Genomic DNA, 14,432 nt, shown 5'->3' with positions numbered 1-14,432 from the left:
GGCAAACGAGTTGCCCCAAACTCAGCCAGCTGCCGCATACTCGGCCTGCTCTGCAGCAACTGCGGCTGCCGCCGTCTTCGCCGCCGCACGCAGCCACGCATCGCCGCGCGCATCGAGATCGGCGAGGATGGCCGGGATGACGGACGCGTCGTTCGAATGGCAACTGGCGATCTCGAAACCCATGAGGTCGAGCATGTTCGGCATAAGCAGCATGTCGAGATCGCCATCGACCTCGATCTTGCGGCTGTTCGGCGAAAGGCGGCGAACAAGGAGGTCTCCCGTGATCCTGTATTGCGGATCGGGAGAACGGGCCCGGCCGTCAGCGATAATTCCGGCATGAATGGCGGTGTTGGCGGGGTCGTGGCGCAGCGACCAGGCGGACATGGCGAGCGCCTTGACTTCCCTGAGGACCGGGCCACCGCGCCAGTAATCCACCATCGCTACAAAGCGTGGACGACCAAGGCTTCCCGTGCCGGCAGTGCGGGGCTTGATAACAAAGTCACGCGTATGCTCTGGCATCGAACCATGGAGCACTTCCAGGTATTTTTGCCGCGGCGGTGCGGTGCAGGCCGGCAATTCTGTAAATTTCTCCCAGAAATCCTTACGCTCGCCATTGGACAACATGACGGCCTTTCGCAGCCACTTGTAGTCCCGCTCGAGGATAACGGGCATCGACCTACCTAGTCCGCGTCGGTAGCCGGCAAGGATAGCAGCGGCAATGGCAGTGGTAGAGGGCGAGCTTGCCTTGCGGGCAAGAATGGCACTTGTCGTCAAGCGAACGAGATCGAGCACATAAGGCATGGTCGCTGCATCATCGAAATCGTTGGCTCCCCATACCAACCGGCCTTCGCAATCGCGCCACGTTCCGAAGTTTTCAAGATGGGTATCGCCGATCGCCAGCACCTCGGGCGCCGACGCCAGTTCGGGGCAGAGGTCGAGGATGGTTTCAGCCCAGCGCCAGTAGGTGGCGCGAAGGAACGCGAAGCTGCCGCTCTTCATCTTCTGGTGCTTCAGGGCGAGATCGGCCTCTACAATTTCTCCCGGCAGCGCCGTCCGCAGCCACGTCTCGTAGGATTCAGTCGACTGCAAGATGCTAGCCATCACACTTTCCATTCTAACTTCGGTCAATTTTCAGAGCCACACGCAACCGTGCAGCCGGGAATGCATACTGGCAAGGTATGACGCTTGGCGGACAGGCGGCGCTACCTTATGTTGGTCGCCATGAACAAAGCATCGACCTATATCGTCTTCATCGTCGCCGTTCTCGGGATAGGACTTGCGATCGGCTTCTTCAATCTGCCTGGTGCCTGGTACCAGTCGCTGGTCAAGCCGCCGTTCAATCCGCCGAACTGGCTGTTCGGCCCTGCCTGGACCACGCTTTACGTCCTCATCGGCATTGCCGGTGCACGCACATGGCTCATGGGGCCAAAGACGGAAGGCATGAAGCTCTGGTTCGTCCAGATGGCACTCAACTTTCTCTGGTCGCCGTTTTTCTTCGGTCTAGAGAAGCCGGTGATCGCGCTCGTCATCATCCTCGGAATGCTGATCGTCATCCTCGCCTTCATCGCCAACCGCTGGCAGCGCGACAGGATTGCGGCGCTGCTGTTCATCCCCTATGCCGCCTGGGTTGCCTTTGCGATGGTGCTGAACGCTTCCATCGCCTATCTCAACTGAAATTGCCCTGTCGCCGCTTGTCTGACACCGGCAGCCATGCCACTTTCCCGTGACCAACGAGGGCATGGCATGAACGATGGCAGCAGCGGCGATTTCAGGCAGCGGATCCGCGACAGCTTCGAGAAGCAGGCAGCGATGGAAACCATCGGCGCCGAGCTCACGCGTGTCCAGCACGGCATGGTCGAGATCGAACTGCCCTTCGACATCAAGCTGACGCAGCAGCACGGTATCCTGCATGCCGGCATCATTTCTGCAGCCCTGGACTCCGCCTGTGGGTTTGCCGCCTACAGCGTCATCGATCCGGAGGCTTCCATCCTGACCATCGAATTCAAGGTCAACCTGATGTCGCCGGGCCGCGGCGAGCGCTTCCTTTTTCGCGGCGAAGTCACCAAGCCGGGCACGACGATTATCGTCGCCGACGGTCGGGGCTACGCCATCGGCGACGGACCTGCCAAACTGATCGCCTCGATGACCGGCACGATGATGGTGATCCGCGGCAGGGAAGGAATTTCGGGATGAGCTTCGAACTGAAATCCGTTTCCGGCAAGACGATCCTGTTCGTGATGGCGGCAGAGGCGGAATACGGGCCGTTCCTGCGCTCCCGCATCGAGCCGCTGATGACCGGTGTCGGGCCGGTCGAGGCAGCGATTGCGCTCACCCGGACGCTTGAGCAGCTCGACGCCCGCGACGAACTGCCAGATCTCGTCGTTTCGCTCGGTTCGGCCGGCTCTGCAACGCTGGAACAGACCGAGGTCTACCAGGTCAGCTCCGTTTCCTACCGCGACATGGATGCTTCGCCACTGGGGTTTGAGCGCGGACGCACGCCGTTTCTCGATCTTCCTGCCTCAGTCGAACTGCCGCTGCGTATCCCGGCAGTGCCGACGGCCAGCCTGTCGACCGGCGGCAACGTCATCTCGGGAGCGGAAGCCTATGCCGCCATCGGTACTGACATGGTCGACATGGAGACCTTCGCCGTGCTGCGCGCCTGCCAGACCTACAGCCTGCCGCTGATCGGGCTGCGCGGCATATCGGACGGCATCGTCGAGCTGCAGCATATCAGCGGCTGGACAGAATACCTGCACATCGTCGACCGCAAGCTCTCCTATGCCGTCGACAGCCTGTTTGCAGCGCTTGAGGACGGTGTCTTCTGGTTCTGAAAGCCCTGCTGCCAAGGACAATCGGGACAATATTTTTAACGCTTGCCGGCATTGCCCGATTGCATGAAGCAAGGCTTTTCTCTAAAGGCTCGCCATGACCCATACAGTTCATCCAGATACCGTTCTCATCGTCGATTTCGGCAGCCAGGTAACCCAGCTAATCGCTCGGCGCGTCCGCGAAACCGGCGTCTATTGCGAGATCGCCCCTTTCCAGTCCGCCGAAGCAGCCTTTCACCGGCTGAACCCGAAGGCGGTCATCCTGTCCGGCAGCCCGGCATCGACGGTCGACGAAGGCTCGCCTCGGGCACCGCAGATTATTTTCGACAGCGGCCTTCCGGTCTTCGGTATCTGCTACGGCCAGCAGGTGATGTGCATGCAGCTTGGCGGCATGGTAGAGAGCGGCCATCACCGCGAATTCGGCCGCGCCTTCCTTGAGGTAAACCAGGATTGCAAGCTGTTCGAAGGCCTCTGGTCTTCCGGCTCGCGCCACCAGGTCTGGATGAGCCACGGCGACCGCGTAACGGCGCTGCCGGAAGGCTTCGAGGTCATCGCCACATCGTCGAACGCGCCTTATGCTTTCATCGCCGACGAGAAGCGCAAATATTACGGTGTGCAGTTCCATCCGGAAGTGGTCCACACGCCTGATGGCGCCAAGCTTATCGCCAACTTCATCCACAACATTGCCGGCCTCAAGGGCGACTGGACGATGTCGGCCTACCGCGCCAAGGCAGTCGAAGCGATCCGTGCCCAGGTCGGCAGCAGCAAGGTGATCTGCGGCCTATCCGGCGGTGTCGACTCCTCCGTTGCAGCGCTGCTGATCCACGAGGCCGTCGGCGATCAGCTGACCTGCATCCTCGTCGACCACGGCCTGATGCGCAAGAACGAGGCGGCCGATGTCGTCGCCATGTTCAAGGAGCACTATAACCTGCACCTGGTGCATGTGGATGCGTCCGACATGTTTATCGATGCGCTGGAGGGCGAAAGCGACCCGGAGACCAAGCGCAAGACGATTGGCCGGCTGTTCATCGACGTCTTCGAGGCCGAGGCAAAGAAGCTCGGTGGCGCCGATTTCCTCGCCCAAGGCACGCTCTATCCTGATGTCATCGAGAGCGTCTCCTTCTCTGGCGGCCCATCGGTCACCATCAAGTCTCACCACAATGTCGGCGGACTGCCCGCCCGGATGAACATGGCCCTGGTGGAGCCGCTGCGCGAACTGTTCAAGGACGAAGTCCGGGTGCTCGGCAAGGAGCTCGGCCTTCCCGACAGTTTCATTGGTCGTCACCCCTTCCCCGGCCCCGGCCTCGCGATCCGCTGCCCCGGTGGCATCACACGCGAAAAACTCGAAATCCTGCGGGAGGCCGACGCAATCTACCTCGACGAGATCCGCAAGGCCGGCCTCTACGACGCCATCTGGCAGGCCTTTGCCGTGCTGCTGCCGGTACAGACCGTCGGCGTGATGGGCGATGGCCGCACCTACGAATTTGTCTGCGCGCTACGCGCCGTCACCTCTGTCGACGGCATGACTGCCGATTTTTACCACTACGACATGGAATTCCTCGGCCGCGCCGCCACCCGCATCATCAACGAAGTCCGCGGCATCAACCGCGTCGTCTATGACGTCACCAGCAAGCCACCCGGGACCATCGAGTGGGAATGAGATCACTCGCCTGGCTGGTTCGTTTGAAGGAAGCTGCCTAAACGTCGATCCGCCAGTCAGCGAACCGAGTAGATTGTCTAGTGTTTCGATCCTATGAGCTCGAACTTAGCGACATAACAAATTTGCGCGCATAGATATATTACAGCTTAGTCCGGTCCGATCCGTCTCACAGCGCTACCGCCCGCTTCATATCATCATGCTCGAATGCGCTTGCCATCCGGGTCACGTCCGCGGAGTGGGCGCGCTTACGTATCGAAGTAAGCGTCTGAGAATGTTTCAAGTCCCTTCGAACCTCTGACCTGCAGACATCTAGCCTGCGAGCAAGCGCAGTCTTGCCGTCCCCGGAGACAGCGGTGCGGCGGTCTTTCTCCCTGATATCCCGCTTGGGATGCGCACTACCCGAGATAGTGGATGTGCGGCCTCTGGGTGTGCGGCGACAGTTCCACCCTGGCGTCGACGGAGAATACGTCGCGCAGCAGCGTCTCCGTCAGCACCTCCTCGGGAGTGCCTGAGGCCACGACCTTTCCTCGCTCCAGGACGATCAGTTCATCGCAGAACATGGCGGCGTGGTTCAGGTCGTGGAGTGCGATGATGCTGGTCATCGGCAGGCTGGAGACGAGCCTGAGCAGGCCGATCTGGTGCTGGATATCAAGGTGGTTCGTCGGCTCGTCGAGGATGAGCTCTTTCGGCGATTGTGCCAGCGCCCTGGCGATCTGGGTGCGCTGCCGTTCACCGCCGGAGAGGCTATGCCAACGGTCCTGGCGCTTCTCCCCCATGCCTGTGCGCGCTAGGGCCGCTTCCACCGCCTCCTCGTCTGCGATCGACCAGCCCGAAAACATCGAACGGTGGGGAAAGCGGCCGAGCTTGACCACATCGATGACCCGAAGACCGGCATTGGTGGTGGCATGCTGCTCCACGAAGGCGACGCGCTGGGCGATGTTGCGACGGCTGACCGTGCCGATGTCCTGCCCGTCGAGTGTGACTTGCCCCGTATCCGGTTGCTTGAGGCCCGCCAGCAGGCGCAGGAGGGATGTCTTGCCGGAGCCGTTGGGGCCGAGCAGGCCCAGCATCTTGCCTGATCGGGCACTGAAAGAGATCCCGTCCAGGATCGTCTTCCTGCCAATGCTCCAGATGAGATTTTCAGCTGCAATGCTCATGATGCCCGCTGGAACCGGTAGAGAATGAAGGAAAATACGGGCACGCCGACGAGCGCGGTGACGACGCCGATCGGTAGCACCTGATGGGGGATCAGCACACGCGAAGCGATATCCGCCAGCACCATGAAGATCGCACCGAAGATGGCGCAGGCTGGCAGCAGCCGGATATGCAGCGGCCCGACGATGAAGCGTGCAGCGTGGGGCACCACGAGGCCGACGAAACCGATCGAGCCGACCATGCTGACGATCGTTGCCGTCATGACCGCCGTCAGGGCAAACAGGACAATCCGGGCGCGACCGACGTTCACTCCCAACGATGAGGCTGTCTCGTCGCCGAAGGCGAAGGCATCCAGCACGCGCGCATAGGCAAGGCAGGCAACTAGCGAGATGCCGATGACGATCGAAACCAGCGTCAGTTCCGGCCAGCGCACGCCGCCAAAACTGCCGAGCAGCCAGAACATCACGTCGCGCGCCTGCTGCGCGTTGCCCGAGGTGGTGACGATGTAGGATGTGGTGGCATTGAAAAGCTGCGAGGCGGCGACGCCAGCAAGGATCGTGCGATCGGCGCCGCCGCGCGCGCCGTTCGACAGTAGCGCCACGAACAGGAAGGCCGCGAAAGCGCCGGCAAAGGCGCCCGAGGATAGCGACACCGCGCCCGATCCGATGCCGAGAATGACGATGGCAACTGCGCCTGTGGAGGCGCCGGCCGAAATCCCGAGCACATAAGGTTCTGCCAGCGGATTGCGCAGCAGCGACTGCATGATGGCCCCTGACAGAGCCAGCCCCGCACCGCAGAATGCCGCCACCAGCGCCCGGCTGAGGCGGTAATCCCAGATCACGGTTTCATGGATGCGGTTGAGTTCGATCGCCGTCATGCCGAGGCGGTTGGTGACAGCGGCAAACGTCGTCGCAAGCGGGATCGGCAGATCGCCGATGCCGACGCTGATGCCGACCACCAGGCCGATGGCGGCGAGCGACGCCAGCACAAGCAGGCTGACTGTCGCCAGCTGTCTTAGAGACCGGCGCGTCACGGTCACTTCAGCAGGCCGACGGCTTTCAGCTGGGTCTCCACCTGTTCGGCACCATAGATGGTGCGGATTGTCGGGTTCATCGCCTGACCGTCCATGACAACGATGGCCTTGTTCCTCACGGCTGCGATCTGGCTGACGGCAGGATCGCTGGTGAGGAACTTGATCTTCGCTTCCGGCTTGTCGAGTTCCCAGCGATTACGGTCGAGATTGGCGACGACGATGACGTCCGGGTTGGCAGCGATGATGCTCTCCCAGCCAAGCGTTGGCCATTCGGCTTCCGCCTCGATTGCGTTTCGGCCGCCCAGCGCATCGGCAATGAAGCCGGATGCGCCGTTCTTGCCGCCGACATAAGCGTCTGCCGAAGGGCTGGGGCTGGAGAACCAGAAGACGTAGGACAGCTTTTTTCCGTCCTTTGAAACGCTGGCGCGCAGGGCTGCTTCACGCGTCTTCAGATCGGCAATCAGCGCCTGGCCACGATCTGCGACATCGAAGATCTGGGAGAGCTCGTCGATCTCCTTGTAGAGCAGATCCATGTTCCACAGCTGGTCGCGGCTGCCATATTCGTTCTTGACCTTCTCGGTGCTGAGGCAGGTGCTCGGCGAAAGGTATGTGGGCACGCCGACCTTGTCGAAATCCTCGCGCTTGGCGACCTTGCTGCTCGGCCCGATCAGGCTCGGCAGGGCGGCGGCCACAAAATCGGGATTTTCGGCGAGGATCGATTCAAAGGTCGGGAACTCTACCGTCAGGAGTTTTACCTTGGCGTTGGCCTCGGCGAGCTGGGGAAGGACCTTGCTCGGCCAGAACGCGGTACCTGCCATCCTGTCCTGCAGGCCGAGCAGCAGCATGATCTCGGCGCTGTTTTGCCCGAGCCCGATAGCCCGCTGCGGCGCCTTGCTGATCGTGATCTTCGCACCGCAATTGTCGATCGTAAGCGGATATTTCGTTGCCGCGGCGAGCGCCGGCTGGCTGACGAAAACCTGCACGAGGCAGACGCCAATTGCGGTCAGGAACGATCTGAATACGGTCACGGAAAACATCCTGCTCTTGGCCTTGCGGCAATGTGAGATTGTCAGCGCGGTATAACCATTCCGTCGGGATAAAAACAAGAGTTGTGCGCTCATATTTACTCCAGTTTAGCAGCACCACCTCAGCTGCCTGCCCGATTCATACCGAAAGCGCTTGTCGGCGGGGGAGCCTGCTTGCTATTGAACCTCTCGTCATCAGCCAGGGAGCCGCATCTATGGACGTTACCGAGATCGTCATCGAGGGCGATACGCCGGGCATCGCCTGGAAGCTGCCGGTGCTGCATTTTGCCGGCTCCGATGCTTCTGCGCCAAAGGTCTATATCCAGGCGGCGCTGCATGCCGGCGAATTGCCGGGAACCGCGCTGTTGCATTTTCTCTGCGAGAAACTGCGGGCGGCGGAGGCCAGCGGCGGCATCCAGAGCGACATCGTCGTCGTCCCGCATGCCAATCCCATCGGTGCTGCCCAATCGCTGTTCGGCGGCATGGAAGGCCGCTTCGAGCTCGGCTCGCGCACCAATTTCAACCGTGACTTTCCGCTGATCGCACTTGGCGACCGCGACAAGTTGCTGGAAAACCTCGACCGCCTGCCGGCCGTGGTGCGGCTGAAGCGCCAGCTGATCCACATGGCGCTCGGCGCAGATCTGGTCATCGATCTCCATTGCGATGATGAATCGCTGCAATACGCCTATATCGACAGCGCCTTCTGGCCGGAGTCTTCCGACCTTGCCGCAGCGCTCGAGATGGAGGCGGTGCTTTTGTCCGACGGGGAAAGCTCCGCCTTCGAGGAGGCGGTGAGCTATGCCTGGAAATACGAGGTGCCGGGCGAAAAGAAGCAGCGGCTCCCAGGGAAACTGTCGGTGACCGTCGAGCTGCGCGGTACCCGAGACGTCTATCCCGAGATGGCGAGAAAAGATGCCGATGGCCTGTGGAATTTCCTTGCAGCCCGCGGCATCGTCCGCGACGACGATGTCCGTCTTTCCGCCTTTACCGGGCCGGCCGTTCCGCTCGACAATATCGAAATGATCCGAACCCCTGTCGCCGGCACGGTGCTCTTCCACCGCAATATCGGCGAGCGCGTTGAAAAGGGAGACCTTCTGGCGACGATCATCACTGCACCCGGCATGCCCGACAGTACGCTGGATATCGTCGCGCCGCAGGGCGGACTGATCGTCACCCGCGTCTCCGACCGCCTGGTGCGGCGCGGCGCAGACCTCATGAAGATCGGCTGCGACGCCCCGAGCAGCGTCGTTCGCAAGCCCGGCACATTGGAGGACTGAGCGTGAGCGTCACGATCTACGGTATCAAGAACTGCGACACGATGAAGAAGGCGCGCAGCTGGCTGGACGCCCACGGCATCCCGTACCGTTTCCATGACTACAAGGCCGAAGGCATCGACCGCGAACATCTGCAAGGCTGGATCGGGCAAGCCGGCTGGGAGACGTTGCTCAACCGCGCCGGTACCACCTTTCGCAAGCTCGACGAGGCCGACAGGACCGGTCTCGACGCCGAAAAAGCCATTGCGCTGATGCTGGCCCAGCCCTCGATGATCAAGCGGCCGGTGCTGGAAGCTGAGGGTAAATTGCTGGTGGGATTCAGGCCTGGCGAATACGACGCCCTTTTCAAGGTTTGATCCATGTCAAAAACCACCCGGGCGACGCAGGTCCTTAGCCAGGCAAAGATCGCTTTCACTACCCATGTTTACGACTACGACCCGAACGCCGAGCGTATCGGACTGCAGGCGGCGGAAGCCTTGGGTGAGGAGCCGCATCGGGTTCTGAAGACGCTGATGGCGGAAGTCGATGGCAAGCCGGTTTGCGTTGTCGTACCCTCGGATCACGAAGTCAGCATGAAGAAGCTGGCCGCTGCCTTCGGCGGCAAGCCGGCCCATATGATGAAGCCTGTCGATGCCGAGCGGCTGACCGGCTACCACGTTGGCGGGATCAGCCCTTTCGGCCAAAAAAAGCTCGTGCCGACGGCCATCGAAGTCAGTGCCATGGACGAGGCCTATGTTTTCATGAACGGCGGACAACGCGGCCTGCAAGTTCGGCTCGATCCGAAGGATGCTCTGGCGGTTTTGAAAGCCGTTGCCGTGCCGCTGGTCGCCTGATTTTTTTCTGCCGATACCGCTGGCGATTTGGCAGCCAGCAAGCTTCATTTTCGCCGCAATGGGGTTTAAGTCTTCTGCCTTCGCATTTCCCAGCAGGCAGGTTCCCATGACATCCGTTTCCCAGAGCGCCCACACCATTGATCCCGTCAAGCTCGACAAGCTTGCCGAAGTGGCCATCAAGGTCGGATTGCAGCTGCAGAAGGGCCAGGATCTGGTCATCACCGCGCCGGTCGCCGCCATGCCGCTGGTCCGCCGTATTACCCGGCACGCCTATATCGCCGGCGCCGGGCTGGTGACCTCCTTCTATGCCGACGAGGAAGCAACCCTTGCCCGCTATGAAAACGGCAGCGACGAAAGCTTCGACCGCGCCGCAGGCTGGCTTTATGACGGCATGGCCAATGCCTTTGCCAACGGTGCTGCCCGGCTCGCCGTCTCCGGCGACAACCCGATGCTGCTTTCCGGCCAGGATCCGGCCAAGGTAGCCCGTGCGAACCGCGCCAATTCGACGGCATACAAGCCGGCGCTCGAGAAGATCTCCAATTTCGACATCAACTGGAACATCGTTTCCTACCCGAACCCATCCTGGGCACGACTGGTATTCCCCAACGACCCCGAGCCGATTGCGGTTGCCAAGCTCGCCAGGGCGATCTTTGCCGCCTCGCGCGTCGATGTCGAGGATCCGATTGCCGCCTGGGCGGAGCACAATACCAACCTGCGCGTCCGCTCCAGCTGGCTGAATGACCAGCGCTTTGAAAGCCTGCATTTCGTTGGCCCGGGCACCGATGTCACCATCGGTCTTGCCGACGGCCATGAGTGGCATGGCGGCGCCTCGACGGCGAAGAACGGCGTGACCTGCAACCCGAACATCCCGACGGAAGAGGTTTTCACCACGCCGCATGCCCTGCGAGTGGACGGCTACGTCTCGAGCACCAAGCCGCTGTCGCATGGCGGCACGCTGATCGACGATATCCGGGTGAAATTCGAAGCGGGCCGGATCGTCGAGGCCAAGGCCAGTCGTGGCGAGGAAGTGCTCAACAAGGTGCTCGACACCGACGACGGCGCGCGACGGCTGGGTGAAGTGGCACTGGTGCCGCATTCGTCGCCGATTTCCGCCAGCGGCATCCTGTTCTACAACACGCTGTTCGACGAGAACGCATCCTGCCATATCGCGCTTGGCCAGTGCTACTCGAAATGCTTCCTCGACGGCGCGTCGCTGACGCAGGAACAGGTCAAGGCGCAGGGCGGAAATTCCAGCCTGATCCACATCGACTGGATGATCGGCTCGGACAAGGTAGACATCGACGGGGTAAAGCCGGACGGCACGCGCGTACCTGTGATGCGCAAGGGCGAATGGGCCTGATTTAAGAGCGTTGCGCGCGTCATTTCGGCCCTTGGGCACGAGACGCGCGCTGGCTTGCCCAGACGCTGGCCAGCACGACGGCAACACCGGCCAGTTGCACCGCATCGAGTGCTTGTCCCAGCAGGCTCCAGCCGAGAAGGACTGCCACGAGAGGGCTCAGGAAGCCTAGCGCTGATGCCGCCGGCGCGCCGATGAGGCGGAGGCCGCGAAACCACAGGATATAAGTGAAGGCCGCGCCGACCAGCCCGAGATAGAGAAACCCGGCAAGATTTGCGATCGTCAGCGGCGGCAAACCCGGCTCCAGCAGAAGTGCCGCAGGTGCCAGCATCAGACCGCCAGCTGTGAGTTGCCAGGCCGTGAAGGTCAGCGGTGATACAGGCGGCTTCCAGTGGCGACTGAGGACCGTGCCGAAAGCCATTGAGAGAGCGCCGGCAAGTCCCGCAGCGATGCCGATAGGATCGAGCGACGCACCCGGCCGCAGCACCAGCAGTGCGACGCCGCAAAGTCCCGCCATGCCGGCCACGATGGCAATTGGGCGCACCGAGGTGCCCATGACGAGGCGCGAGAGGCCGATGACGATCAATGGCTGCACCGCTCCCACGGTCGCGGCCACGCCGCCGGGCAAGCGGTAGGCGGAGACGAAGAGAAAAGCCCAGAACAGCGAGAAATTGAGCAGACCGAGCACGAGGCTTTTCCACCACCATGCGCCCTGCGGCAATTCCCTCACCATTACCAGCAGCAGAAGCCCTGCCGGCAAGGCACGCAGCGTCGCTACCGTCAGCGGCACTCCTGCCGGCAGCAGTTGCGTCGTGACGATGTAGGTCGAACCCCAGATGGCGGGAGCAAGCGCCGTCAGGCCAATATCGCGGAGGCGGGACACGGCATATCTCTATTTATCTTGACTTCAAGATAGATCCATAAATCTTGACGTCAAGATAAATTTTGCCATAGTGGCTGCATGGATCATGTCGATAGAATTCTGGAACAGTGGAGCCGAGAGCGGCCGGATCTGGACACCGCGGCCATGGGCCTGCTGGGGCGTCTCGGTCGCCTTCACAGCCATCTCATGCGCGAGGTCGAGACGACCCTTGCCGAACATGGCCTGTCACCCGCGAGCTTCGACGTTATGGCGACGCTCCGGAGAGCTGGTGCACCCTATCGTCTTTCTCCGGGCGATCTGATCGCCGCCACCATGGTGACGTCAGGAACCATGACAAACCGCATCGACCAACTGGAGAAGCAGGGCCTTGTCGCCCGCCTTTCCAACCCGCAGGACGGCCGAAGCGTGCTGATAGGCCTAACGGACAAGGGACTGTCGGTGATCGAGGATGCCGTGACGGCGCATGTGGCGAACCAGCAGAGGATCATCGCATGCCTTAGCGCGGAGGAGTTTGCAGCGCTGGACGGACTTCTTGCTCGCTATCTCGCGCATTTCGAAAGGGCCGCTGTGGAGTAGCGACGCAAATCTCAGAACAAGGTACCCTGTTTCTCACCATCGGCAGGTATCGCCGCCGGTTTTGCGGCGCGCTTCTTCGTCGGAGGAACAGGCGCGGCGGGCGGCGGCATCGTATCCATCCCCTCCCCTGCGGTGGCAGCCACACGGCCGTCTGCAAACTCCAGCGAGATCGCCTGGCCGGCCGAGATCAGCGCTGCCGACGAGAGCGGGCGATCCTCCTCATCGCGCACGACAGCATAGCCGCGCTTCAGGACATTCTTGTAGGACAGCGACTGCAGCATGCGGTCCTGCGCAGAGATGGCACCCTTGGCCATGCTGAGCCTGTGCAAGATGGCAGTATCGGAATGCCGGCCGAGATTGGCCAGGCGGTCGCGAAAGCTGCGGGTCTGGGCGGTCAACCGCGCGGGCACGCCGCGCATCGCAACATCGGCGTTGGAAATACGCTTGTGGCCGTCGAGGAGCAGGCGCTCGACGCGACGCTCGGCGCGCACCATCCGCTCGTTGAGTTTCTGACGCTTCTCGGCAATCCGGGTCGACAGCACCTCGGGGCGCAAGTGAGCGGCAGCGCGCTCGAAACTGCGGCGCTTGTTGAGGGTATTCAGTTCGAGACCGCGTCCAAGGCCTGCGGCCGTCTCGTCGAAGCGGCGACGCGGCAATGCCAGCAGTTGATCGAGCGACGGAAGGGCGCGCACCAGCGCCCGCACCGACTGGCCGTGATGATCCATATGGCGACGGATGCCTGTCTGCAGACGGGCGGAAAGGCCTGCTGCCTGCGCCTCAAGGTCGGCTTTCACCGGCACGGCCATCTCGGCAGCGCCTGTCGGGGTCGGCGCGCGCACATCGGCCGCATAATCGATCAGCGTCCAATCGGTCTCGTGGCCGACGGCAGAGACCAGCGGGATGGTGCTCTCGGCTGCAGCACGCACGACGATCTCGTCGTTGAAACTCCAGAGATCCTCGAGGCTCCCTCCGCCCCGCGCAACGATCAACACATCCGGACGCGGCATCGCTCCGCCGCGTTCGAACGCATTGAACCCACGGATGGCGTTGGCGACTTCCGACCCGGATCCCTCGCCCTGGACCTTGACTGGCCAGACGAGCACATGCACCGGAAAGCGATCGGCGATGCGGTGCAGAATATCGCGGATGACGGCACCGGTTGGCGAGGTGACGACGCCGATCACCTTCGGCATGAAGGGCAGCGGCTTCTTGCGATCGGCGTCGAACAGGCCTTCGGCGCCAAGCTTGCGCTTGCGTTCCTCGATCAACGCCATCAGGGCGCCGGCGCCGGCCGGCTCCAGGGTCTCGATGACGATCTGGTATTTCGAGGATCCGGGGAAGGTGGTGACCTTGCCGGTGGCAATGACTTCCATACCCTCTTCCGGGCGGAACTTGAGTTTGGAGAAGCTTCCCTTCCAGATGACCGCGTCTATGCGTGAACGGTCGTCCTTCAGCGAAAAATAGGCGTGCCCGGAAGAATGTGGACCGCGATAGCCGGAGATCTCGCCGCGAACCCGCACCTGGTCGAAGGCATTTTCGACCGTACGCTTGATCGAGCCGGACAATTCGGAGACCGAATATTCCGCGAGGTTCGATGGCGAATCATTTTCGAATAAGCTGCTCATGCATTCTTTTAGCGCAACTGTGCGCCAAGATCAGCCATCCGACCGCCTTCACCCGCAGTTTTCAGCCATCCGGCAAGCCATTAACAAGATCAGAAGATTGGGCTTGTCCTGTTATAGAACGACGCAGTTTTCAGCCGTTGCAAACACTTTGAACGAGCTGTTTCAGTGTTTCTTAGTGAGATC

General features: G+C 61.7%; 15 protein-coding genes. 9 read left to right on the top strand and 6 right to left on the bottom strand.

Going from position 1 to position 14,432, the window contains the following annotated elements; all coding sequences use genetic code 11:
• Nucleotides 1-21: 21 nt before the first annotated feature.
• On the bottom strand, nucleotides 22-1,101 hold the full coding sequence (locus PR018_RS17170) for a DUF2252 family protein (protein WP_142823712.1): 1,080 nt from the start codon (nucleotides 1,099-1,101) through the stop codon (nucleotides 22-24).
• A 120-nt stretch (nucleotides 1,102-1,221) separates the two neighbouring features.
• Here PR018_RS17170 and PR018_RS17165 point away from each other — a divergent pair, with 120 nt between their 5' ends.
• From PR018_RS17165 to guaA, 4 genes are all read left to right on the top strand, one after another.
• The gene (locus PR018_RS17165) at nucleotides 1,222-1,674 is read left to right on the top strand and encodes a TspO/MBR family protein (RefSeq protein ID WP_142829085.1); all 453 of its coding nucleotides are present in this window, start codon (nucleotides 1,222-1,224) and stop codon (nucleotides 1,672-1,674) included.
• Nucleotides 1,675-1,743: 69 nt separating this feature from the next.
• Nucleotides 1,744-2,193 carry a PaaI family thioesterase gene (locus tag PR018_RS17160; RefSeq protein WP_111216155.1) on the top strand — a complete coding sequence of 150 codons (450 nt, stop codon included), beginning with the start codon at nucleotides 1,744-1,746 and terminating at the stop codon, nucleotides 2,191-2,193.
• Nucleotides 2,190-2,831 carry a 5'-methylthioadenosine/S-adenosylhomocysteine nucleosidase gene (locus PR018_RS17155; protein WP_142823710.1) on the top strand — a complete coding sequence of 214 codons (642 nt, stop codon included), beginning with the start codon at nucleotides 2,190-2,192 and terminating at the stop codon, nucleotides 2,829-2,831. Before PR018_RS17160 ends, PR018_RS17155 begins: the two co-directional genes overlap by 4 nt.
• A gap of 94 nt (nucleotides 2,832-2,925) precedes the next feature.
• The gene (gene guaA / locus PR018_RS17150; RefSeq protein ID WP_142829083.1) at nucleotides 2,926-4,488 is read left to right on the top strand and encodes a glutamine-hydrolyzing GMP synthase; all 1,563 of its coding nucleotides are present in this window, start codon (nucleotides 2,926-2,928) and stop codon (nucleotides 4,486-4,488) included.
• Nucleotides 4,489-4,883: 395 nt separating this feature from the next.
• Here guaA and PR018_RS17145 read toward each other — a convergent pair whose 3' ends face one another.
• From PR018_RS17145 to PR018_RS17135, 3 genes are read right to left on the bottom strand one after another with little or no spacing between them, the layout of a single operon-like run.
• On the bottom strand, nucleotides 4,884-5,645 hold the full coding sequence (locus tag PR018_RS17145; protein ID WP_142823659.1) for an ABC transporter ATP-binding protein: 762 nt from the start codon (nucleotides 5,643-5,645) through the stop codon (nucleotides 4,884-4,886).
• Entirely contained in the window at nucleotides 5,642-6,682 is a 1,041-nt protein-coding gene (locus PR018_RS17140) for a FecCD family ABC transporter permease (protein ID WP_142823658.1), read from the bottom strand. Before PR018_RS17140 ends, PR018_RS17145 begins: the two co-directional genes overlap by 4 nt.
• On the bottom strand, nucleotides 6,679-7,704 hold the full coding sequence (locus tag PR018_RS17135; protein WP_224140244.1) for an ABC transporter substrate-binding protein: 1,026 nt from the start codon (nucleotides 7,702-7,704) through the stop codon (nucleotides 6,679-6,681). Before PR018_RS17135 ends, PR018_RS17140 begins: the two co-directional genes overlap by 4 nt.
• A gap of 212 nt (nucleotides 7,705-7,916) precedes the next feature.
• On the opposite strand from PR018_RS17135, the gene PR018_RS17130 reads away from it, so the two are divergent.
• The 4 genes from PR018_RS17130 to PR018_RS17115 all read left to right on the top strand — a co-directional run bounded on the left by PR018_RS17130 (nucleotide 7,917) and on the right by PR018_RS17115 (nucleotide 11,168).
• Nucleotides 7,917-8,978, top strand: coding sequence for a M14 family metallopeptidase (locus PR018_RS17130; RefSeq protein WP_142823657.1), 1,062 nt, complete (start codon nucleotides 7,917-7,919; stop codon nucleotides 8,976-8,978).
• Nucleotides 8,979-8,980: 2 nt separating this feature from the next.
• Nucleotides 8,981-9,331 (top strand): ArsC family reductase, encoded by a 351-nt coding sequence (locus PR018_RS17125; RefSeq protein ID WP_142823656.1) that lies wholly within the window; start codon nucleotides 8,981-8,983, stop codon nucleotides 9,329-9,331.
• Between the two features lie 3 nt (nucleotides 9,332-9,334).
• Nucleotides 9,335-9,808 (top strand): Cys-tRNA(Pro) deacylase, encoded by a 474-nt coding sequence (ybaK, locus tag PR018_RS17120; protein WP_142823655.1) that lies wholly within the window; start codon nucleotides 9,335-9,337, stop codon nucleotides 9,806-9,808.
• Between the two features lie 106 nt (nucleotides 9,809-9,914).
• Nucleotides 9,915-11,168: an aminopeptidase gene (locus PR018_RS17115; RefSeq protein WP_142829081.1), complete on the top strand. Its 1,254-nt coding sequence runs from the start codon at nucleotides 9,915-9,917 to the stop codon at nucleotides 11,166-11,168.
• A gap of 19 nt (nucleotides 11,169-11,187) precedes the next feature.
• Here the strand turns inward: PR018_RS17115 and PR018_RS17110 are convergent, their stop codons facing one another.
• Nucleotides 11,188-12,048, bottom strand: coding sequence for an EamA family transporter (locus tag PR018_RS17110; protein ID WP_142823653.1), 861 nt, complete (start codon nucleotides 12,046-12,048; stop codon nucleotides 11,188-11,190).
• A 78-nt stretch (nucleotides 12,049-12,126) separates the two neighbouring features.
• Here PR018_RS17110 and PR018_RS17105 point away from each other — a divergent pair, with 78 nt between their 5' ends.
• Nucleotides 12,127-12,624, top strand: coding sequence for a MarR family winged helix-turn-helix transcriptional regulator (locus PR018_RS17105; protein WP_142823652.1), 498 nt, complete (start codon nucleotides 12,127-12,129; stop codon nucleotides 12,622-12,624).
• Nucleotides 12,625-12,635: 11 nt separating this feature from the next.
• On the opposite strand, the gene xseA is transcribed toward PR018_RS17105, so the two are convergent.
• Nucleotides 12,636-14,249: an exodeoxyribonuclease VII large subunit gene (gene xseA / locus PR018_RS17100; protein WP_142823651.1), complete on the bottom strand. Its 1,614-nt coding sequence runs from the start codon at nucleotides 14,247-14,249 to the stop codon at nucleotides 12,636-12,638.
• Nucleotides 14,250-14,432 lie beyond the last annotated feature (183 nt).

Source organism: Rhizobium rhododendri, assembly GCF_007000325.2.
GTDB lineage: Bacteria > Pseudomonadota > Alphaproteobacteria > Rhizobiales > Rhizobiaceae > Rhizobium > Rhizobium rhododendri.
Note: the sequence above shows the minus strand (reverse complement) of the source record. Positions and strands in the feature narration are given on the sequence as shown.